The sequence below is a fragment of the Bacillus sp. MMSF_3328 genome (genome assembly GCF_030733525.1).
In the GTDB taxonomy this organism is placed as follows: domain Bacteria; phylum Bacillota; class Bacilli; order Bacillales; family Cytobacillaceae; genus Bacillus_AB; species Bacillus_AB infantis.
In genome coordinates, this window is sequence record NZ_JASHIV010000014.1 from 26,369 (window position 1) to 49,351 (window position 22,983).

12 protein-coding genes are annotated in these 22,983 nt (G+C 46.9%); 4 read left to right on the forward strand and 8 right to left on the reverse strand.

Annotated features, from left to right (window positions below):
* Positions 1-46 precede the first annotated feature (46 nt).
* Together RBB45_RS18950 and RBB45_RS18955 are read right to left on the reverse strand one after the other, a co-directional pair.
* Entirely contained in the window at positions 47-760 is a 714-nt protein-coding gene (locus RBB45_RS18950; protein WP_224948970.1) for a WecB/TagA/CpsF family glycosyltransferase, read from the reverse strand.
* 22 nt (positions 761-782) lie between these two features.
* A complete protein-coding gene (locus RBB45_RS18955) occupies positions 783-2,057 on the reverse strand; it encodes a nucleotide sugar dehydrogenase (RefSeq protein WP_009792707.1) in 1,275 nt (424 codons plus the stop codon).
* A gap of 346 nt (positions 2,058-2,403) precedes the next feature.
* On the opposite strand from RBB45_RS18955, the gene csaB reads away from it, so the two are divergent.
* The 3 genes from csaB (at position 2,404) to murJ (ending at position 6,308) form a co-directional block, all read left to right on the forward strand.
* The gene (gene csaB, locus RBB45_RS18960; protein ID WP_009792706.1) at positions 2,404-3,513 is read left to right on the forward strand and encodes a polysaccharide pyruvyl transferase CsaB; all 1,110 of its coding nucleotides are present in this window, start codon (positions 2,404-2,406) and stop codon (positions 3,511-3,513) included.
* A 13-nt stretch (positions 3,514-3,526) separates the two neighbouring features.
* Positions 3,527-4,699, forward strand: coding sequence for a glycosyltransferase family 4 protein (locus RBB45_RS18965; RefSeq protein WP_224948950.1), 1,173 nt, complete (start codon positions 3,527-3,529; stop codon positions 4,697-4,699).
* 79 nt (positions 4,700-4,778) lie between these two features.
* Positions 4,779-6,308 carry a murein biosynthesis integral membrane protein MurJ gene (murJ, locus tag RBB45_RS18970; RefSeq protein ID WP_306010184.1) on the forward strand — a complete coding sequence of 510 codons (1,530 nt, stop codon included), beginning with the start codon at positions 4,779-4,781 and terminating at the stop codon, positions 6,306-6,308.
* A gap of 611 nt (positions 6,309-6,919) precedes the next feature.
* On the opposite strand, the gene RBB45_RS18975 is transcribed toward murJ, so the two are convergent.
* The 3 genes from RBB45_RS18975 to RBB45_RS18985 form a co-directional block, all read right to left on the reverse strand.
* Positions 6,920-8,152, reverse strand: a complete 1,233-nt coding sequence (locus RBB45_RS18975) for a DUF4367 domain-containing protein (RefSeq protein WP_306010185.1) — start codon at positions 8,150-8,152, stop codon at positions 6,920-6,922.
* Complete coding sequence (locus RBB45_RS18980; RefSeq protein ID WP_306010186.1) at positions 8,112-8,663, reverse strand: sigma-70 family RNA polymerase sigma factor; 552 nt, start codon at positions 8,661-8,663, stop codon at positions 8,112-8,114. The genes RBB45_RS18975 and RBB45_RS18980 overlap by 41 nt, the downstream gene beginning before the upstream one ends.
* A 347-nt stretch (positions 8,664-9,010) precedes the next feature.
* Complete coding sequence (locus tag RBB45_RS18985) at positions 9,011-10,486, reverse strand: S-layer homology domain-containing protein (RefSeq protein WP_306010187.1); 1,476 nt, start codon at positions 10,484-10,486, stop codon at positions 9,011-9,013.
* A 395-nt stretch (positions 10,487-10,881) separates the two neighbouring features.
* Between RBB45_RS18985 and RBB45_RS18990 the strand changes: the two genes are divergently transcribed.
* The gene (locus RBB45_RS18990; protein ID WP_306010188.1) at positions 10,882-15,129 is read left to right on the forward strand and encodes an S-layer homology domain-containing protein; all 4,248 of its coding nucleotides are present in this window, start codon (positions 10,882-10,884) and stop codon (positions 15,127-15,129) included.
* 98 nt (positions 15,130-15,227) lie between these two features.
* Here RBB45_RS18990 and RBB45_RS18995 read toward each other — a convergent pair whose 3' ends face one another.
* From RBB45_RS18995 to RBB45_RS19005, 3 genes are all read right to left on the reverse strand, one after another.
* The gene (locus RBB45_RS18995; protein WP_306010189.1) at positions 15,228-19,316 is read right to left on the reverse strand and encodes an S-layer homology domain-containing protein; all 4,089 of its coding nucleotides are present in this window, start codon (positions 19,314-19,316) and stop codon (positions 15,228-15,230) included.
* A gap of 426 nt (positions 19,317-19,742) precedes the next feature.
* Positions 19,743-21,713 carry an S-layer homology domain-containing protein gene (locus RBB45_RS19000; protein WP_224948929.1) on the reverse strand — a complete coding sequence of 657 codons (1,971 nt, stop codon included), beginning with the start codon at positions 21,711-21,713 and terminating at the stop codon, positions 19,743-19,745.
* 141 nt (positions 21,714-21,854) lie between these two features.
* Positions 21,855-22,856, reverse strand: a complete 1,002-nt coding sequence (locus RBB45_RS19005) for a C40 family peptidase (RefSeq protein ID WP_022544485.1) — start codon at positions 22,854-22,856, stop codon at positions 21,855-21,857.
* Between the last annotated feature and the right edge of the window lie 127 nt (positions 22,857-22,983).

Genomic DNA, 22,983 nt, shown 5'->3' on the forward strand with positions numbered 1-22,983 from the left:
CAGTCTATATTAAAAAGTTGAAAATCCTGTGAATCTTAACCAATCCCTACCGGCGGGACATGATCTTCAGAAGGAACCTCGGCAGGGCGAGCTGCCGCTTGAAGCGGTGCGGCTCCTTCATCAGGCGGTAAAGCCATTCAAGGCCGAGCTTCCGGTAAAAGGACGGTGCCCGCTGCACCTTGCCGGCAAAGACGTCGAAGCTTCCGCCAACACCCTGGAATACTTTAACGTTAAGATGCGGCATATGCTCACGGATCCACAGCTCCTGCTTCGGGCTGCCCATGGCGACAAACAGCAGCTCGGCGCCTGATTCATTGATTTTCTCAACAAGCGCCTGCTGGTCCTGGACATAGCCGTTTTCATAGCCGGAGATGATGAGCCCCGGATATTTTTCCTCAAGCTTCCGTTTAGCCTCTGTGACAACCTCTTCCTTGGCGCCATACAGAAATACTTTATGATGTTCTTCAGCGGCAAAGCGGATCAACCTTTCCATCATATCCACGCCGGTCACCCTGGAGGTGATGCTCCCGCCCTTGAGCTTAGAGGCAAGCAGGATGCCGACGCCGTCAGGGATCTGATAGGTTGACCCGTTGATCAGGCCGCGCAGTTCTTCGCTTTCTTCCGCTTTGATGACTTTTTCAGGATTTACGGCAATAATGGTCGACTGTTTCCCTTCCATCATCCTGGTTCTGAGATCATCAATAATCTCTTCATAATTAAGAGGGGAAACATCGACCCCTAAATATTGCTCTTTTCCCATTCTACTCATCACTTTCTTTTACTCATAATGTAATGGGCGCCAGCATGGAAAGGTCGCCGATGCGGTATACCTTTACATGATCAGCATCCATGTCCGTACAGTTCTTCGTATCAAACACAACAGGGGAAGCCATGCCTGCAAAATCCTCTGCCTTCAGTTCGCGGAACTCAGAATGGTCTGCAAGGACAGCGACCACATGGGCACCGTTCACTGCTTCCTCAAAAGAAGACAGCTCAAAATCCACCTGGTGGTTCTGTACATGCGGATCATAGGCATGAACCTCGAAGCGCGGATTGCTTTTCAGCATTTCGTAAATTTCGAGTGCCGGGCTTTCGCGCACATCATCAATATTGCCTTTGTACGTCAGGCCGAAAACAGCGATCTTCGGCTTTTCCAGCTGGACAGTAAGCTTCTCGATATTCTCAACCACAAAGTGAGGCATAGAGTTGTTGATGCGGCGGGCTTCCTGAATCAATGGCGATTCTGCCTGCGCTTTTTCCACGATGAAGTAAGGATCGACTGCCAGACAGTGGCCGCCTACTCCTGGTCCAGGCGTATGGATGTTCACGCGCGGATGCTTGTTGGCAAGCTCGATGACATTATGCGCATTGACGCCAAGCTTCTGGCTGATTTTCGCCAGCTCGTTGGCAAGGGCGATATTAACATCGCGGAAGGTGTTCTCCATCAGCTTGGACATTTCAGCAGTCACCGCTTCTGTTTCGATCACATCGCCTGTGACGACGGCACGATAGACATCTGCCGCTTTTTTCGCAGCAACCGGTGTCGTTCCGCCGACGATGCGTGTGTTTTCGATCAGTTCGATCAGAATGCGGCCTGGGAGCACACGCTCTGGACAATGGGCCACATAAATATCATTCTGTGTATCAAATCCGCTTTCCCGAAGGATCGGTGCCACAACATCATCCATCGTTCTTGGCGGGATCGTGGATTCAACAATGACGACATTGCCTTTTTTCAAAAATGGTACGATTGACTTTGTAGCATTGACAACATAGTCGACATTCGCTGTATAGTCTTCGTGGATCGGCGTCGGTACGGCAATGATGAAGACATCTGCTTCCTCAGGTGCTGTGGACGCGCGCAGCTTGCCTGTCTCCACTACCTCTTTCACAAGCTCCGGAAGGCCGACTTCTTCTATATGGACTTCCCCTTTGTTCAGTGAATTGACGACACGTTCGCTGACATCCATGCCAACTACTTCATAGCCGGCTTTTGCAAAAATGGCCGAAGTTGGCAGGCCAATATATCCTAATCCAATTACACAAATCTTTTCCATCAAATAGGACCTCTCTTTATAAGCTTCAATAGTGATATACCGGGCTTTTTTGTTACCCGGTGAACAATCTCAAATAATTTCTAACATAGTATAACAAATCCTGACAAACCTTGCATCATTGACATTGTCTGAAAGCAGTTATAATGATAAAATATGGTTTAGCTTTTTAGGGGGCGTTTTCACCGGCTCCTTTTCTTTTATGTTGCGAAAATATTCTGCTTTGCATTCGCAATTTTTTACCAAGAGGCTTAATTTTAATGCCGGATGAAAGCATATGTGCATACTAAAAGAAAAGCTTTCTGGCGGGAAATGCAGCCTTAACCCACTATAAGGAGGAAATACTTCTTTGAAGATTGTCATCTCAGGATTCTACGGACTTGGAAACACAGGCGACGAAGCCATCCTGGAATCTATTGTCGATAATTTGCGCGATCAATTGAATGAACCAGAAATTACCGTTTTTTCACTATCTCCGGAACAGACTGCAAAGGAACATCATGTCAAAACCGTTTACCGGGGCTGGCGCCAGGATTTTAAAGGCAAGGTCAGAGCACTGAAGGAAGCCGACCTGCTCGTGTCCGGCGGCGGGGGACTTTTGCAGGATACATATCCGACTAAGTTTATATTCGGACCGCTTCCTTATTATTTACTGATTGTATTCCTTGCCAAGCTTTGCGGCACAAAAGTCATGTTCTTCTCCCAGGGCATTGGACCTGTCAACTCCACCTGGGGCAAGATACTAATGAAGGTTTTTGCCAATATGGCCGACTTCGTTACAGTCCGTGACCAGTTCTCTAAGGACCTGCTGCACAAGCTTGGCGTCAAACGGCCTGAAACGGTTGTCACATCAGATATCGTATTTGCTTTCCATCCGAAAAAAGATACAAGCTGCATCGACAGCCTTGATCTTGAACGAAAGGATAATCTGGTTGCCGTTTCTGTGCGTCCATGGTTTGAGAAGGTAAAGCAGTTTGAACAGATTGGCCAGATCCTTGACCGCTTGATTGAAGAGCGTGATGTAACTCCTATATTCGTGCCGATGGAAGGCCATCATGATGATGAGGCGAGCAAAAAGGTGCTTGCCCACATGAAGCATGCTGACAAATGCCATATCCTCGGGACGAAATTTACGCCAAATCAGTATTTAAACTTTATCGGCGAATGCCAAATGACGATCGGCATGCGTCTTCATGCCCTGATTTTCTCAACGCTTATGGGTGTTCCGCATATCGGCCTCAGCTACGATAAAAAGGTGGAAAGCCTGCTGAAGCGCAGCGGGATGTGGGAATTCTCGGCCGTCCTTGAAGAAATGGATGCTGAAGAGCTCACCAAGAATTCACTTCACCTTCTGGATAACCGCGATAAATACAGCACGGTGGTCAAAGCAAATGCTGAAGGTATGAGAAAAGAAGCTGTCCGCAATGTTGAGCTGCTGAAAGAAAACTTTTTACGTTAATGGAGGCGCCAAAATGAAAATATTAATTGCTACCGCATACGATTATCCGCACGCGGGTGGACTTTCCACCCATGTAGCGACATTAAAGGCCGGGCTTGAAGAGCGCGGGCATGAGGTTGATGTCCTGTCTTTTTCTGATATCAGCCCTGCCGTCCGCAAGGTGTATGCCCAGGGGCCAAGCTTTGTCATTCAAAAGCTTAAGAAAGGACGCGGCATCCTGTGGAGCCATCATGCCCGGAAGAAGCTGATCCAGAAGCTGATTGAAAAGAACAAGCATAAGCAGTATGACCTGATCAATGCACAAGATCCATTTACCACGCTTGCTGCCATCGAAACGGGCATCCCGACTGTCTCGACTGTCCACGGCTATATGGCATTCGAATCTGTCAGCAAGGGCAGCATCATTGAAGGAAGCCCTGAGGCAAAGGAAATGCAGGATATCGAGATCAAGGCCTATAAAGGGACACGGAAGATCATTACCGTCGACCAGCGCCTGAAGGACTATGTAAAGGAAATGTCGGGCGTGGAAGGCAATGCCATCCGCAACTTCATCGATATTCACAGCTTCAAGCCTGATAAAGATAAGAAAGGCCAGCTTCGCGACCAGTACGGGGTATCACGAGACGAGCATGTCTTGTTCGTGCCGCGCCGCCTGACAAAAAAGAACGGGGTCATCTACCCTGCCCTGGCTTTGCCTGCTGTGCTTGAAAAGTATCCAAACACCAGATTAATTTATGCCGGAAGCGGCGAAGCGTTAAATGAAATTAAGCAGATTGTCGCGGAAAATAAAATGGAGGACCGTGTTACCCTGCTCGGTGCCGTCCCTCATGAAAAGGTAAAAGATTATTATGCCCTCTCCGATATCGTTCTTGTGCCGAGCGTCCACTCTGCAGGTGTGGAGGAAGCTACCTCCATTTCGGCTCTTGAAGCGATGGGCTCCGGCTCTCCGCTTGTCGCCTGTGCAGTCGGCGGCCTGAAGGAGATTGTCGATCCCGGCAAGGACGGCTTATTGGTTGAGGAAAAGAATGTAGAAGAGCTTTCCGAAGCTATTCTGTACTTCCTCGAAAATCCGGAAAAAGGCGAAGAAATGGCGAAAAATGCACGCGAAAAGATTGAGAAGGAATATTCTCACCTTGCCGCTGCAGCCAAATATGAGGAAATCTACCTCAGCGCACTGAAGAAATAATTGTGAAGAGCCTCAGGGAGAGCACCCGCTTTACCTGGGGTTTCCTTCTACCCTTAAATAGAAAGTGACTGAAGAATCCATGTCAGGATTAAAAAAAACCGCCATCTGGATCACGCTGCTTGCCCTTGTCCTTAAGCTGTCAGGCTTCCTGCGCGAGAGCATCATTGCGAGGGAATTCGGCGCGACCGATTTCACAGACGGCTATTTGCTTGCTTTTTCTTTTATCACACTTGTTGTGGCCATGATTTCAGGCGGATTCAATAATGTGTTTCTGCCCTTGTATATAAAGCATCGGAAGGATGACACAGCTGCCACTGAACGGAATGCGAGCGGCATCATGAATGCGACAGTGCTGGTCTTCCTGATTATTACGGTTGCCGGCTATTTCTTCGTCCCGTATATTGTCCCATTCATCTACGGATCAATGAACGAGGTGCAGGAGAAGGTCGCTGTCGATATCACGCAATTCTTCTTCCTTTTCATGACGGCGATTGCCTTGAACGGAATTCTGGAATCCTACCTGCAGGGCAGGCGCGTGTTTGTTCCATCCCAGATTTCAAAGCTCCTGGCGACATTGATGGGTGCCGTATTCGCCCTGCTGTTCTCTGACTCATGGGGCATCAATAGCCTTGCCTACGGATTTATCTTCGGTACACTCCTTGGAACTGTGCTGCAGATATTTTATCTAAAGAAAAGCGGCTTTCATTGGGAGCCGACGATCAAGATTGATAAAGTATTCCGGAACACCTTTCTTGCCCTTCTTGTACCGGCATTGCTCAATTCAGTCGTCGGGCAGATCAATATGTTCGTCAACAAAACATTTGCCGCCGGGACAATTTCCGGTGCTGTCACTTATCTGAATAATGCTTCCCTCCTGGTGAGCATCCCGCAGGCAATATACGGCACGACGATTGCTGCGATCATCTTTACCCTGCTGTCAGAGCAGGTGGATAACCATAAAAAGTTCCAGCAGACGTTCTTCATGGGCATGCAGATCTCCCTTGTTACCCTGATGCCAATCGCGGTCGGGCTCCTGCTTGTCGGTGATGCGGCCATTGCCTTTATCTATGAAGGTGGGAGATTTACGGCAGAAGACACGCAAAATACCTATCTTGCACTTCTCTTGTATCTGCCATTGATCGTGACGCAGGGCCTGCAGTACATCGTCTCGAAGTCAATGTATGCCCGCGGGAAGACGGCGATCATCCTCCGGATCAGTGTAACGACGATTCTATTGAATGTGCTGCTCAACTGGCTGTTTGTCGGTCCGTTCGGCTATCCGGGGCTTGCTTTGACCAGCTCTGTCGTCTCCTTCTATTATCTGGGCGTATCTACCTATGTGGTCTACAAGGACTTTGATGCAGGCGAAAGAAGGAAGCTTATCTCCTTATTCATCCGCGTGCTGCTGCCATCTGTCATCATGGCAGTGCCGCTCTACCTGATCAAGCAGTTCACACCGGTCTCCGATTGGCTGCCGCTGTTCGAGCTGAGTATTCTTGTACCGCTTGGCGCCATCCTTTATGCGGGAGGATTATATTTCTTCTACCGCCAGGGATTTGTTCAGCTGCTTTCTGTTGTCCGGAAAAAACGGGGCGGAAGCTCTGCTTGAGTATAGCGCGAAAAGCGCCAGCTATCTTGCTGGCGCTTTTTTCTATGGCTCTTTGTTGCTATTCTGCCGTCCATATTAATGATGATAAAATACTCTTTCAGGAGGCAAATGCTGCTCCTGCTTTCCACTTTCTTATGTGAAATATTAAAAACCAGGTTGGAAGGACTGTATTTCTTATTCCGATATATACTGCTTAATTGTGGGGCATTGAGAAAAGCTATTTAAGTTTTATTTTCTCTAAAAGAGCTGACCTTCCTGGCCTGGACGAGGACCAGTGAGAGGTTGAAAAATAGGCGGAGAATTTCCCTCTAATTTCTAAAAACCTCTAAAAAAAGCTCAAATAGACGGAGAATTTCCGTCTATTGGCTCAAAGAATAAGAAAACCGGCAGTTTTGCTCCGCTTAACGGGAATTTCTCCCCTTATTTACACCCACGAGTGCCATATTCAGCAGCATAACCGGAAAATCTCCGCTTATTTTCAGGCATGCTGTTCACGGACTTCCTGTTTTTTCAAAACCATTCCTTCACTATCCTGCCGCGTTGGCTGATTAAGCCTCTTTTTACACACAATACTATAAAATGTAATTTATTCCTTAAAGGCAAAAGAGCCTTTAATATTGGTGCTCAAAATCAGTCATGATCCACTTGTTTTCCACCTTGCTGATTGTGATGACGATGGTGAGGACACCGTGAAGATCGCTTTTATGTTTCTGGGTGATTTTATATTCTGAAGGGCTGGTCTGCTTCAGTTCATAAGGCTGTGATGTGTCCAGGAATATCGGTCCTTCGGTAGCAACAAGATAAAGTCCATCCGCCTTTTCTTCAACTATATAGCCAAATCTTTTCTTTGCGAGCTGTTTGGTCATAATGGAAGAAAATTCAGTGTAAAACTCCTCTTCTGTTTTGAATGTCGGATGCTTCAGATTGGCATCAAACTTTTTTAACTGCTGATCAAACAGCGTCATGGAACTTGCCGAGAGCCCGCTTGCTTCTGCCCTGCTCAGCCCGCCCTGCTCCACTGGTTCTTCTTCCTGCTGATGATCCTCAGGTTCGTTTGCTTCAGGCTGTTCTTCCTGTTCTTCCTCTGTTTCCTCTGTTGGCGGAGGATAGTTCTGTCCTGGATCTTGTTCTGTGTTTTCCTCTGGTTCATTGTTTTCGTTCTGGTCCGGCTGATTGTCGGGGGCCTCTGCTTCTGTATCTTCCTGCTTTTCGGTGTCTTCTGTATTTTCGAGCAGCAGGCTGTTATACCCTTTGGCTTCAAGGATGGAGTCTGCAATCTTGAACAATTCTTCTTCCTTTAGGTCTCCCTGCTTCTCAACGACTTGATAGAAGCCTTCCGCTTCCCAGATGATATACGACTGCCCGTCTTCTCCATGATAATAGGTGCCGGTCAGATTATCTGCCAGCATGAGGTCAGAGCCTGCCTGCTGATCGTCCGACAATTCCTTGCGCATCTGATAGGAAAATGTATTCTGCTCGTTCGCCGAATCGGTGAATATATGCTCATATAACTCTCCTACTGTATGCATATGCTTAAACACATAATTTTCCGGTATATAGGGAGGTGTGATCAGCTCAGGTTTCTTTTCGGCCGTTTGCTGCTGATCTTCTTCCTGCTGGTTCACCAATGAATAGACCCCTGCAGAGGATGCGGCAAGAAACACGGCTGTTAGCATAACAGGAACCCATTTTCCTGCCTTCTTTCGGGAATGTCTTTGGGCTGTCCTTGTTTCCTTCTGCCTTATGGTTCTCATAACATTTGCCTTCATATCGGGAGTAAATCGGAATTCCGCAAGTTTTCCGCTATGCTTTTGATCTTTTACTTCTTCCAGTTCTTTCTCCATTCCACTCACCTCTTTTCGTCAAAGACTTTTTTAATATTTCCTTGCCTCTTGTCATGCGCGATTTCACGGTATTCAGGTTCAGCCCGCATATATCGCCGATCTCTTTCTGGGTGCATTGCTGATAATAATATAAGAAAATGATTTCGCGGTATTTTAAGGGAAGCTGCAATATTTCATTCAGCAGCTCTGTCTTTTCCTCCTGTTCGATCAAATCCTGTTCGGCACTGCTGCTGCCGCCTGTGAAATAGGAGGAAACCACATCGCTTGCATGCATTTTCCGGTAATGCCAGCTGGTGACATAGTCTTTGCAGTGATTAACTGCCACTCTGTAGAGCCAGGTATCAATGGATGAATTTCCCTGGAAGGTATCCAGCTTCTCATAGCATTTGATGAAGATTTCCTGTGCGAGATCTTCTGCGGTCTGATGATTGCGGACATACGAATAAGCAAGATGAAGTACATCCGTGCCATGCCGGTCCATCAAATCGCTGATGATTTCATGTTTATCCAATCATGTCCCTCCTCTCGGGGAGATTTGTTTATTTTTAGACGAGGCGTGGGGGGAGAAGGTTGATTTTATTTTTTTGGGTGGGCATGGAAAAGCGCCGGGGATTGGGCCGGCGCTAAGATATAAACTATTATTATTTTTAATGGGGCTGTTGATTTCCGTTGCAGGCACTTCGCTTTCCGCGGGGCGGCGCTGAGCCTCCTGGCGCTGCACGCTGCGGGGTCTTAGCTTTGCAGCTGCAATCCCGCTGGATTCTGCGTGTCTGGAACGAAGATCAACAGGGATTAATTATTTTTCTGCAGTTCTTCAACCGAGTAAGATCACATAGCATTTGCCCTTTAAACCACTTATTAGTTTTTCGCTTCCTTCATCTTAACGGAGCGTTCGAGGAAGAGCGCGTATTGGCCGCGGTCGACTGTATTGTTTCCGTTGTATGGAACCGAGTTGGTGATTTTGTTATAAGCAAGCTTGGTGATATCCGTGCGGTTCGGATGGAATGGAGCGATTCCAGCAAAACTATAGCCTGCTGGCGGCTGGTTATAGGTGTCGCCGAATGAACGGACAAGAATGCTCGCCATTTCCGACCTTGTGAGCGGATCATAAGGCTTGAGCTTTCCGCCTGCTCCCATGATGCCGTTCGCTTCCGCGATGAGCATATATTCATAGCCCGGGCTGCCCGGCTTCATATCATCAGCTTTCATCTTATAGCCTGCCGGCAGCTTCAGGTCCAGCGCCTGGACAATCAGCTTGGCAGCATGATAGCGCAGCAGCTTCACTTCAGGGCGATAAGTGCCGTCCGTGTAGCCGTTAATGGTATCCCTTGTCTGCAGGAAGGTCACCGCCCGGGAAACTTCCTTATTATACACATCTTTGAAATAAGTTAATTCATTGGAAGTGACAAGATTGGAGGAGGCCATATACCCTTCGAAGCCTGTCCCCTTCACTTTGTAGAATACATATTGGTTATAGATGCTCGATCCGCTTTCGTACGGTCCGCCTGTGATTTCTACCGGTGTATAATGCAGGATGGCTTCCGGTGTCGCATCAGTGATAGAATCACGCAGGTTGGAAGTAGAACGGGCAGTGTTATATGTATATGCGACTGCTTTGTTCTTATAGTTCTGCGTTGTTTTCGTGCTGGTTGGCCATGTATAGTCGACTCCTGCCGGGAATGTCATCAGCTCAGGACGAGATGCATCCGGATAGCGGATGTCCAGCTTCGGTGTTTCCCCCAATTCCACCAGGCTGTTCTCCCTGATTGTCTGAAAAACCTTCTCCTGGTAGGCATTGCCTCCTGCATGGTTCGGGTCATTTCGTTTGGAGAGCCCATTATAGCTCATGATTGCAAAATACCAATCTTCAATCTTCTCTTTTTCATGCTTGTTCACCTGCGGAAGATTGCTGTTATTCCACTTGCGCAGCAGCTGGTCGGCCCCCTGCTCAATATTGTAGCGCGTATCCTTTTTCAATCTTTCCACATCAACGTTATATTGGCTGATTTCTTCCGGTGTCAGCGTCAGCTGCATGATGCCGATTCCGCCGTCATTGGAAATGATCGGAGACCCATTGCCGTCAAACTGCATCATACCTGTTTCCACATAAGCGATCGCCTTCAGAATTTCTGCCGGGATGCCTTTCTGAACAGCCACCTCGCGCAGCATCTTCTGGACCTCGGCAATATTCACCTGGGCATTTGCTGCCATGATCAGCGGCTGGACAGAAGAAGCTGCCTTTGTCACTCCTTCAGCCTGCACACCCGTACCTGCACCCAGGCTGAGCATAAATACACCGGCCGCAGCCATTTTCACTAGTTTTTGAGATTTCATGCTATCCCTCCTCTTCCAGTATTTTAACATATTGGGAGATTGGGAAGAAATATTTGTCATTATGGAGGGTGAATTTTGGTAAAAAATGTATAGTTAGGCGAATAAATGAAATTTTGGGGCGAATCACCTTTAATTTGGGTAGAATCAACGAGATTTTAGGGCGAATCATCATGATTTTAGGGCGAATCAGCAAAACATTAGGCGGAATCCTTTTGAAAAAGATAGAGGAATGAAAAATTCACCTGCTGATTCGCAGAAATTAGGTCATTCTTCCTATCTCCGGCTAAATCCTGTCCTGAATCAGCCGATATTTAATATAGTGAATGATAAAAATGACTCTATCAATCAGTCTTTTACCTTTTGCTATATCTTATTGACTTGTGAGGGAAAACTCTATGCTAGATAAGCATAAATCTTACCGTAAATTTATGGCGGCTTCTGTAACAGGTGTTATGGTCGCAAGTGCCGTATCACCCCAGCTTGCAGGCGCCCAGCAGCCTGTGCTTTTTTCTGATGTAGCACCAAAGGATTATTACTACGAAGCGGTCACCAGCCTTTCAAAAAGGGGAATTGTGAAGGGCTTCGGACAGGGAGAATTCCGGCCCGGCGAAATGGTGACAAGAGCCCAGGCGGCCAAAATGGTTGCTTTAGCATTAGATTTAAAGACCGATCAATTAACAGATCCAGGATTCAAGGATGTACCAAAGACCAATTGGGCCTATCGCTATATCACCGCCCTGAATAATGCCGGAATTCTTCATGGCTATGGCAGCCAGTTCAAGCCGAATGACCCGATTACCCGGGCACAGCTGGCAAAAATTCTGACGCTTGCTTTTAAACTGCAGGAAAGCCCGCTGAAGGATCAGCGTTTTACTGATGTGCATGCTAAAGACTGGTTTGCAGGCTATGTGCAGCCGCTGATTGAAAACAAAATTACGCTCGGAACGACGGCTAACACTTTTTCACCTTCCCAAATCGTGACCCGCGGCCAGATGGCGGCATTTATATATAGAAGCGAACAGGCTGTCAATACCATGCAATCTGCCGCTGTCATTAAAGAGATTACAGAGGAACAGCTTATTACAGATAAGGGGATTTTTCTTCTCTCTCCTGAACAGAAAAAATGGATCACTCCAGATAATGCCCAGATTCTTAAAAATGCAGTCATTCACTATCAAGCTGATGAACATGTAATAGAGAAGATTGCCTCTATTGAAATCAAGGCCAGCGGGAAGCCCGCTGCAGAGAATGCCGCTGAGTTTTCCGGAAACCTGTTATTTGACGGGAAAGGCGCTGTGATTGAAGGGAATGTAAAAGTGTCAGGCGATTTCCTATCCTTGAAGAATCTGACCATCATGGGGGATTTAGAGATTGCAAAAGAAGTAGAAAATGACTTCTATATGGAAGATGCCATCGTCCATGGGAAAACCCTGGTTAATGGCGGCGATTCAAATACGGTGGTGTTCAAAGATTCCCGTTTAGGGTCTGTGGATGTGAATAAGCCTGAAGTGCGGGTCGAATCGCTCGGCCATTCTGCTGTTGGAGAGCTTGCTATTCATACCAATGCTACTATCACCGCAGATTCTGGCGTCACTTTTCCGAAGGTATCCATTACAGGCAGCGCAAGCCAGATCAATCTGCAGGCTAATATTGATTCTCTCACTATTTCCAGCAGCAAAGCACTGAATCTCACTGGATCAGGTAATGTAAATAAATTAGAGGTGAGCTCCACCGTTCCTGTTTCACTGGACTACACTGGACAGGTTCAGACCTTGTCTATCACCCAGGCAAAAACCAGCCTGGCGATCGGGTCTAATATGCAGATACAAAACCTTGTGACACCGGCAAAAGTGGAGGCGCAGCAGTTTGTAAAGAACTTTGAAGCCATCCAGTCCCAGGTCGCCAACCTGAACGGGTCAGCCAATCCGGCCGCTGCACCAAGGAATAATCCTCCTGTGCAGGCAAATCCGGTATCAAATAAAACCATTAACCTGGAAGACGGCCCTATTGTGATCGACGTATCAGAGGTTTTCACTGATGCCGATCAAGAGCCCCTTACCCTAACTGCGATGTCCCGTGCACCCGGGGTGGCTGCCGTGCAGCTGGCTGGAACACAGCTGACCATCACACCTGCAGCTGCGGGTACAGCACTCATCCAGATGTCTGCAACCGACGGGAAACAGTCGGCTGTTTCACGATTTAGCGTTTTTGTAAATACAAAGCCGTCCGGTACAGACCTTCCTGCCCAAACCCTGACACTTGGCTCTGCAGGCGGGACGCTTGATTTATCCTCTTATTTCCAGGACGGAGATGGCGACACGCTGACCTATACAGCTGTATCAGACAATCCGGCCATAACTGAGGCTGATATCGATGTCAGTACGCTTTCCATTTCTGCTGTCAGTGCAGGCACTGCCACAGTCACAGTGACAGCGGATGACGGCCGCGGAGGAACCATCAGCAAGACATTGCAAGTGCTGGTGAACCGCGCTCCTGAAGCGTTTCTGAACATTATCGACCAGACCGGGACGATTGGCGAACCGGATATAGAAATAGATATAAAGAATGTCTTCCGGGATCCTGACAGCGATTCTTTAACCTATGAAGTGACGTCAAGCCACCCTTCCGTTGCCGGCGCTTCACTGGACGGTACAGTTGTCAAATTGCATCCTGCCGGACCAGGTGAATCAGCCATAACCATCAAAGCCAGAGACGGAAAAGGCGGTTCTGCAGAGATTTCATTTACAATCAATGTCAACCAGGCACCAGCGGGGACTTCTATCGCTGATCATATTCTCACCCTTGGTTCTGAAGAAAAAACAATTGATCTCGCCAGCGTGTTCAGCGATCCTGACGGAGATGCGTTAACTTATAAGGTCGTATCACAGGATTCTTCCATTGCAGGTGCAGCCGTCAGCGGTTCTCTATTGAAAATAAAGGCTGAAACTGCCGGAACCTCCGTCATTACTGTTACAGCGGAGGATGGAAAAGGCGGGAAGACATCCAGAAGCTTTACTGTGCGGATCAACAGGAATCCTGTTGCCAGCCCGATTGCAGATCAGACGCTTTCCTTGGGGAGTGCAGCCAGGATTATTGATCTGGCCCAGTCATTCTCAGATCCAGATGGTGATGAATTATCCTTGAGTGCCGTTTCAGCGGATTCAAGCATCGCTCAAGCGGCGCTCACTGGAAAGGTCTTAAAAATCTCTGCGATTGGGACTGGGGAGACTACTTTGACCGTCACAGCTTCTGATTCTTTTGGTGGAACTGTCTCTCAAGCTTTCAGTGTTACAGTAAAACCAAACGAAGCACCTGTTGTTCAGCAGGTAATCGGGGACAGGAAGTCAAAGCCGGCTGATGAAATTGTCATCGATCTTGCTGATGTGTTCACTGATCCGGAGCAGGATGAACTCATCTATGAGGCAGAATCATCCAATCCTTCTAGTTCAGACGCTGAAATATCCGGCAGTTCACTCACAGTCACCGGCGTCCAGGATGGGAATGCTGTCATCACCGTGACAGCAACCGATGCTTCCGGCAACAAGGTCAGCACCACTTTCACGGTTACCGTTTCATCGAATGCTGCGCCTTCAGTGTCCGGCTCTATCCCTGAACAGGTCATTGGTGCAGGGGTGCCGGGAAATCAGTTTTCAATTGACCAATTATTCTCTGACTCCGACGGCGATCAGCTGACCTATTCAGTAACGGCAGCGGACGGAGCCCTTGTCAATGCCAGCATCAATGGGAATCTCCTGACCCTTATGCCGGGAACAGGCTATGGAAAAACGACTGTCACTGTCCAGGCAGATGACGGCAATGGCGGGACAGCAACGGCCGCTATTAGAGTAAACGTCACCAAAGTCGCTCAATACAAAAAAATTACAGCAAAAAAGGGAATTGCAGATGTGTCTTATGATATAACATCCCTCTTCCCGGCCCAGAATAACCTGACCGTCTACCGCCAGATCAAAGGGCAGCTGACACAGAGCGGCACCCAGCCTCTGAACGGAAAAGTGTTTAAGATGGTACCAGGTGAGACAGGATCTATTGTGAATTGGTGGATTACAGCGGAGGATGGAACAGCAGTATTTATTGAACTCACCGTTCAGGAACAGCAAGGCCCAGAAGTCTTTTTCTCAGAATACACCCGGGGAGAAGATGGCAGGATTGCTTTAGAGATTTATAACAAAAATGACAATGCGCTGAACTATCAAGTGATAGGATACCGGTACAATACGAAAACCAGCCAGATGGAAATAATGAAAAACAGTGATATTACTCCTCAACCTTTTGGAAGAGTCAGCGGAATTTATCCGGGTATGTACGGGATGGTCATTAACTATACGTTCTATGATTTAATGGATATCGCACCGGTCCCATACTACAATGACGAATTGGCCATGACCACTAACGGCAAAGACGGCTATGTTATTTGTGCCTTCGAGCTTTTAAAGAACGGACAGGTGGTTGATGTCATCGGAGATAAAAACTGGACACCAGGCTCCCCTTCTGAAATCCTGCCGGAACTTGGCACGATGATTCGGAAGAAGGGAATTGGGACTGGGTCCACTTCCTTTGATTTGAGCGGGGAATTCGACTTGATGCCAACAACATATATCAATTTGGGTAACCATACACCTTAATAGATTGGAAGCTGCCTTGGAAGGGCAGCTTCTTTTTACATAACAAAGAGCCAGCATTGTAAAAGATGCTGGCTCTTTGTTTTGAGGCAATTTGCTATTTAAGGAGCAGGAGGATATGTGCCGATATCATCAATATAATCCGTAGGTAATTCTATCCACTGGCTATCATCATAAGCTGCTGACCCTTGTGTTACTCCGCTTTGTCTTACCAGTGTTTTATCCTTGAAATATTTTACAGAGTCGATTAACTGCTCTCCATACATCAGTTGAACATCAACGTATTCAACACTTCTTTCAGGCTCTATAGGAAAAGGAATGCGTAAAACTTTAGATGGGATTTCTTCATCAGTCCACCAGAAGTTAGACTCTACAATTGCCAGTATTTCTTTAGACTCTAGTGTAAGTCCAAAGCTTTCAAAGGTAATATCTTCCCCGGCAACCACCAGCTTTAGCTGTGATAGATCAACTTCAGCCGCCGTAGGATTATAAATCTCTAAAGCCAGGTCAAATAATCCCCAGACCGTTTCAGAAATGAATAGGTTGGGAGCAGCTGGAGAAGCACTTTGGACAGTTAATTGGAATGTCCTGCTGACTGTTCCCCCTTTGCCATCCTCAGCAGTGATTGTAATTGCCGCTGTTCCTGCATTTACAGGTGTGATTGATAAGGCAGTTCCTGTCATATTCACAACAGCAACTTCTCTATCTGAAGAGTCGGCTTTCAATGTTAGGGCGTCGCCATTAGCATCCCCAAATACCTGGCTCAAATCCAATATCATTGGGGCTCCGCCTGCCATCACTGTCTGATCCGGAATTCCATTCTTAACTACGGGAGCCTGATTCGGTTCCTCTATTGTTATATAAAAGCTTTCCTCTTCACTCCCGCCCCGGCCATCAGCTGCTGTAACACTGATCACGGCTCTTCCTTTGTTTAACGGCGTTAATTTCAGATATGTTCCGTTCACATCCACTGCTGCAATTCCGCTATTGTTGGAGATGGCTGTCAGAGTAAGTTTGTCTCCATCAGGATCTGAAAAGACATTGCTTATATCTATCATAAACGGTGCTTCTCCAGCCACAGCCGTCTGATTGACTATTTCCTTTGCCAATACAGGCGCGCGGTTCGGACGCTCTATTGTTATCGTGAAACTTTCTTCCACGGTTCCGCCGCGTCCGTCATCAGCTTTTACCGTGATGGTGGCTGTTCCAGCGCTTAACACTGTTACCTTCAGGTCAGTTCCGGCAACCTCCGCTGATGCTATTGTGCTGTCTGATGAGGCTGCTGTCATCGTGAGGCCGTCCCCGTCGGCATCCCCAAATACCTGGCTCAAATCCAGTATCATCGGAGGTCCTCCTGCCATCACCTTCTGGTCAATCATTTCTTTGGCCACTATTGGAGCACGGTTCGGCTGCTCTACTGTTATATAAAAGCTTTCCTCTTGACTTCCGCCGCGGCCGTCAACGGCTGTAATAGTAATCGTCGCTCTTCCTGCGTTTAACGGTGTTAACTTCAGGCCTGTTCCGATTACTTCCGCTGTTGCTATGCCAGCATCGTTAGTGCCGGCAGTTATAGTGAGTGTGTCTCCGTCAATATCTTCAAATACATTGGTCAAATCTATTAAAGACGGTTCATCACCTGCTACAGCCGTCTGATTGACTATTTCATTTTTCAATATAGGTGCATGATTCGGCCGCTCTGCTGTAATTGTAAAACTTTCTTCCACCGTTCCCCCGCGTCCATCATCAGCTTTTACCGTGATGGTGACTGTCCCAGCGCTTAACACTGTCACCTTTAGGTCATTTCCGGCAACCTCCGCTGATGCTATTGTGCTGTCTGATGAGGCTGCTGTCATCGTGAGAGCGTCCCCGTCGGCATCCCCAAATACCTGGCTCAAATCCAGTATCATCGGAGGTCCCCCTGCCATCACCTTCTGGTCAATCATTTCTTTGGCCACTACTGGAGCACGGTTCGGACGCTCTACTGTTATCGTAAAGCTTTCTTCCACCGTTCCCCCGCGTCCGTCATCCGCTTTTACGGTAATCGCCGCTGTTCCCGGGGCAGATGGCGTCAGCGTTAAAGTGGTTCCATCCGCACTTGCAGCCGCTACCCCTGAATTTGAAGATTCCGCTGTAATAGTCAATGAATCATGATCTGCATCCATAAATACATTGCTTAGATCTACTGTGATCGGTGCTGTTCCAGCCACAGCCATCTGGTCCGCTATCTCATTAGCTACCACGGGAATGCTGTTTGGCTGCTCAACATTCACAAAGAAACTCTCATAGACAATTCCGCCCCTGCCGTCATTAGCGGTTACTGTGATAGTGGATGCCCCTGCAGTAACAGGTGTTATCAATAGCGTTGCACCCTGGAGGGAAGCATCTGCTACATCTGCCGCTGAGGAAACCGCAGTTAATTGAAGGGCATCTCCATCAGGATCGGTAAATACGGAGCCCAATTCAATTGAAATAGGGGCACTGCCTGCTGTCAAGTTTTGATCGGACACTTCAGCCGCTACAGCAGGCGCCCTGTTTGGGATGACAGTTGCGCCGCCTGGTACATAATCCGGATTGTCCTTGCCACCGATTTTTTGTATATTGCCTTTCACATTTTCATAGTTTGATATGGCAGCAGCCGGGTCCACTCCTGCAGGAAGCTGCAGATTAATAATCTTTGCCGCTTTTCCAAGGATGTATCGTGAATCTTTATCAATCGTCTTCAGTAAACCTATTTGGCCTGTAGACTCCACAGTAACTATTGAAGCTGCGGATGCGACCATTTGACCAAAGCTGCCGTTTCCGCTTATCGTAATATTCCCATTGCCAATGATCCTTACTTCTTCTACATTTGAATTAATTTCAACACTTTCCACACCGGCTTCAATTGTTATCCTTGGAATAATCGTTTGGGAATCGGCAGTAAATCTTGTTTTACTGCGGATCATCACAGAGACTGCTTTTGTTTCCCCTGTAGCTTCAACGCTGGCACCGCCTTTTGAAATTTCCATTTCGCCTAAACTTGAATTATGGAAAACAACTCGGGAAGCCGCCTTCAAATCAATTGCAGCAACAGTCTCATAGCGGTTTTGGGCTATTTTATAAGAAAGGGAGTTATAAAATTTATCTGAATTCGCAAGGGTCGTAGCAGCTCCCTCTGAAACGATGGTTTTGCCGGAAACGCTTATGTTTTCTGTGTAAAAAGAATGCTGGACTGCACTTCTGATTTCGAGATTTCCGTTTATTTTCATATCTTTCAGAATGGTAAAGTCACTATTTACGATTAAGTCGGTGTTAATCAGAGCATTTTTCCCATTCAGAGTTATATGATTATATGTATCAGGATTTGAGCTGGCTTGTCCTCCAGCTGTCAATTCGACTGACAAAAACTTGTCAATGCTGTCTCCGTTAGGGCTGAATGTGATATTTGCTCCTTTAAGGGCTCCTGCATTCTCCACATTAAACCACGTCTTTAAATTTGCACTTAAAGAAAAGGTACCTTTATCCGTCACCACATTATGATCAGTAATGCCCGAAACCGCTGCAGTAATTTGTAAAGGCTTTGCAGCAAGCTCACTCCGGTAAATGAATGCGGCTATCTGCCCGCGGCTTACTGTCTCATTAGGTGAATAAGTCTTTGCTGTTGTTCCATTTGTAATGCCTTTTTCTATTAATGGCTGCAAGTATCCTGCATACCATTCGGTGGGATTTACATCATGAAATCGCTTATCCTTCAGAGGACTTTCTTTGAATTTATAGCCCAGAGCTATTATTTTTGCCATCTGTGCACGTGTAATGGGTTCATTCGGCTTGAACTGGTCTCCATATCCCTTTACGATGCCCTGCTCAGCTAAAGCAGCAATATAGCTGTATGCCCAGTTGTTTTTCGATACATCTTTAAACCCTGGGTCCTTAACATGGTCTGTTTTTATATTTAGAGCAAGCGTAAGCATTTTGGCTGCCTGGGCACGGGTCACACTTTCATTCGGTTTAAAAATGCCATTCCCAAAGCCCTTGATAATTCCTTTTTCCGACAGGCTGGAAACAGCTTGATAATAGTAATCGTTATTTCTCACATCTGAAAAACTGGTACCTTGTGCGTAAGGAAGGAGAGGCGAAACCGAACCTGCCACCATGACACCTGCTGATGCTGCTAAAAAAAATCTCCAATTAGACCTATGCTTATACCGCATATCATTTCCTCCAACATAATAAAATGGCAAAAATAGAACAGCATTGTTCATTAAAACCTATTAACAAACACAGCTACTACAATGATTATCGGCAGATTTCAGTCTGCATTTAGAGCATTTTAGTTCGAATTAACTATATTTTAGAATAGTCAGCTGCCCTTTTAGGAAGAAATATACTAAATACAGACTGCATACATCCCGGTTTACAGCTGCCCTTTTCTGGGAAAAGAAGCTAAGCCGGGGCGGGGGTTCCTCCGAGCAAAGCCAACGTGTTCCCCGCTTCCGGCTTTGTCTGTTTAAGTGCATAAAAAAACCGGCTGCAGCGATTTCGAATCGTCTGCAGCCGGCAAAACCTTTCAGGGGGATTAATAGTCAGTATCCCCATTTGTCTTTCTTTTATTCAATGATGCTTAAAGTCTTTTAAAATTATTTCACTATCGGCATCAGTTTGATGTACTGAGCTGACACATAGGCTTCAGAGATAGTGTTGTGGTCCGAGATAATCTTGCTCCAGCCATTGCTTGTGCTTTGCACCACAATCGGCATGCCTGCATTTTTGTACGTATATTGCAGGTTCAATGCTGAAACCTCAGGTGTGCTGCGCACATTCAAGCCTGAAGTAGTTGTTTCACTAATCTGGTAGAATCCAAAATCTTTCTTGCCTAAATAACTGTCCACCCTGTACATATGGCCGGCGATCTTCTGGCCCCAGAAAGGATCTGACGCATATTTCACATTAAATCCGCGGGATTTGTTTCCTGTCGCACCGCCGTTAGGGTAGGCGCCGAGCGGGTTAATGTAATTTTTGTTCAGGTACCTTGTGGCCAGGGCATCGATCGCTTCTGCCGGTGCAGCAAATTTCTCTGCCTCATTCAGGTTGCTGTCATATGCCTTCAGTCCAAAAAGGTTGTTTCTTTCCTGTGAAAGCCTGCTCATGCCATAGTCGCTTTCGTGCATGGCCATGGAAAGAATCAAGAGGCCATTAATTCTATGCTTTGCTTCGGCTGCTTTAATGGCAGCGCCAAGTCCCTTGATCTTACTGAGCTTTGCAGCATCCTTATAGCGTACAAAGGCTGCCGGATTGCTTCTGTATAATGCATCCAGTTCGCCGAGCCTCATATCAATGAAACGATTCAGCTCTTCTGCCGTATAATTCGTTGTTGTCCTGGCAGGGAGATAATTGAAGTATTGATAGGCTGTCCCGATTGTTTGTCCGGTTGTATTTGTAAATGTTCCTCCATCCCAGCTGTAGTACTTGTTCCCGGCTGTAAGGAATGAAGGAGCCTTGCCCATGGAATATGAAGCATAGGTATTGGTTGAAGGCGTGTAGATGGAATGAACCAGCTCACCATTCACATTGACAGAATAATAGTTTCTGCCGGCTACCTGCTGATTGGGAATCAGATAAGCTTCGGTGTGCTTTACATATGCAGTCATCCCCGCAATGATCACTTTTACATAGTTTTCATTAGAATCTACATATTTCATTTCCTGCTGGGCAGGGACATAGGTAATATTATTCTTAAAGCTTGAATCGCTGTATATATACGTTAAAGAGCTGCCTACCGGCGGTCTGGAAATGACAAGTCCCGCTGACATTTTGACGATCTGTTCATTCAGCGTCACCACCTGACTGGAGCTTGATACAGCTTTATTGGCCGCATCAAAGGTTGAGTATGAACGGGATCCCGGCTGAAGGTTTCCACTGCTATCGATTGTCGACACCCGGAAAGCGCCTGATTCGGGCTCTTCTCCCCCAGGGCCCTCTCCCACAAAGGATTCAGCTGTTTTAATCATCCTGTATATAAAGGCTGCTGCCTCTGCGCGGGTAGCTGACTTCTGCGGAAGAAAGCGGAAGCTTCCATCGCCGTTGGGCACGCCCTTTATAATCTGGTCATATACGTTTCTTGCTACTGCCTGCCTGAAGCTTTTATTAATCTGGCCGGCATCTGTAAAACTTAAAGGAGCCTCAGTTCTGTCCACATTCAAGTAGATAAGCGACCTGTCAATCATGACCGCCATTTGCTCTCTCGTGACCGGATCATTCGGCCCGAATTTCCCATTGGCATATCCTGTCACAATTCCTGCAGCACCTGCGCTGTTGATTCCCGGCGCCAGACTTGAGGATAGAGGCACATCCGCAAACGACACAGGTCCTTCAGGAAGCTTCAAGGCCCTTGCTACAAACGCAGCAAACTGCCCCCTGGTCACCATCTCGCCGGGCTTATATACTCCGTCTCCAAATCCGTTGATAATGCCTTCACTTACCATCGCACGCATTTCGGTCTCCAAAGTAATCCCTGAGATATCATCATTGGCAAATGCTGACTGCCCGGTAAAAGAAAACAGGCTGACTGCCAGCATAAGAGCGAAAAGCATGCTGAATTTGTTCTTCATTTTTCTCCCCCTAAGATTTTACAAGATTCCCTCTTATTCTACCAAAACTACCATGGCAAAATGAACATGAAATTCAAGTTTTCGGAAAAAAAAGCAAGAAAAAAACCAGGAGTGCGGGACTATCCTCCTGGTTTTCATGAATTATCTGGAATTATTCATAGAGTTATAGATTGCCGCTGAAAAGACGGCTCTTGTTGCGTTGCTTGACGAACGGTATTGGCTGCCGCCAAAGATGGAAGTCGTATCGATCTGGTGCATGACCATGATGGCATTGAAAGCCCAGTAGCCAGGACTGACATCTGTATACACGGTGCTTGCGGCTGTGACACCTTTATTCTTGAGATTGAAGGCCCGCTGAATGATGACGGCCATCTCTGCACGTGTCATATTGCTGTTTGGACGGAATGTACCGTCGGCAAAGCCGGTGATAATCCCGGATTCTCTTATAGCTGCAATATCATTGGCAAATTGATAGTTTGGCGATACATCCTTAAAAGCATTCAGGCTGGAAGCATCCTTTTTCAGCACTCTGTTGATGATGGCCGCAGCCTGTCCTCTTGTAACCGGGTTCTCTGGAAGGAAGGTTGAATTCTCAAAGCCTTTAATGATGTTCTGGCTGCTTAGCGCATTGACTGCTGCATATGCCGGATGATTGGCATCAAGGTCTGTATACTGCTGTGATGCCGCTGCCGCTGCAACCACCCTTTTCGCACCTGCAAACTTTGGTCCCCAGTATGTACTGCTCAATGAATCAATCTTGATGCCGCTGCTCGTTGTTGCACTGATGAACTGATTGTCGCCTATGTAAATGCCTGAATGGGTGATACCTGCTTTATCATATGTTTTTTCAAAAAAGACAAGGTCACCGACCGCCAGATCAGACTTTGAAACCGGAGTGCCGACATTATACTGATCAGCCGATACACGCGGGAGAGTGATGCCCACTTTTCCAAAAACATAGAAGAGGAATCCTGAACAGTCAAAACCGCTTGGAGCAGTGCCCCCATATTTATATGGCACACCAAGATTGTCTTTTGCTATAGCTGCGATCTGTTCCTGCTGTGACGATGCAAACGCTGATGATACAGGCAGGATAGCAAAAACCATCACTGCAATGAGTAGTTTTGACAATAACCGTTTCATTTTTTCACCTCTGGGCTTTTTTTCATAAATAATATCGAAATATGAATTTTATAGGCTTATTTTATCAGATAATTCCGGACTATTACTTTACGATTATGTTACAAATGGGTTTGATGGGAATATGTGA

Coding starts and splice junctions, on each gene's coding strand:
- RBB45_RS18955 (WP_009792707.1), bottom strand. CDS start 2,057: ATGGAAAAGATTTGTGTAATTGGATTAGGATATATTGGCCTGCCAACT.
- murJ (WP_306010184.1), top strand. CDS start 4,779: ATGTCAGGATTAAAAAAAACCGCCATCTGGATCACGCTGCTTGCCCTT.
- RBB45_RS18965 (WP_224948950.1), top strand. CDS start 3,527: ATGAAAATATTAATTGCTACCGCATACGATTATCCGCACGCGGGTGGA.
- RBB45_RS18990 (WP_306010188.1), top strand. CDS start 10,882: ATGCTAGATAAGCATAAATCTTACCGTAAATTTATGGCGGCTTCTGTA.
- RBB45_RS18950 (WP_224948970.1), bottom strand. CDS start 760: ATGGGAAAAGAGCAATATTTAGGGGTCGATGTTTCCCCTCTTAATTAT.
- RBB45_RS18975 (WP_306010185.1), bottom strand. CDS start 8,152: ATGGAGAAAGAACTGGAAGAAGTAAAAGATCAAAAGCATAGCGGAAAA.
- RBB45_RS18995 (WP_306010189.1), bottom strand. CDS start 19,316: ATGCGGTATAAGCATAGGTCTAATTGGAGATTTTTTTTAGCAGCATCA.
- RBB45_RS19000 (WP_224948929.1), bottom strand. CDS start 21,713: ATGAAGAACAAATTCAGCATGCTTTTCGCTCTTATGCTGGCAGTCAGC.
- RBB45_RS19005 (WP_022544485.1), bottom strand. CDS start 22,856: ATGAAACGGTTATTGTCAAAACTACTCATTGCAGTGATGGTTTTTGCT.
- RBB45_RS18985 (WP_306010187.1), bottom strand. CDS start 10,486: ATGAAATCTCAAAAACTAGTGAAAATGGCTGCGGCCGGTGTATTTATG.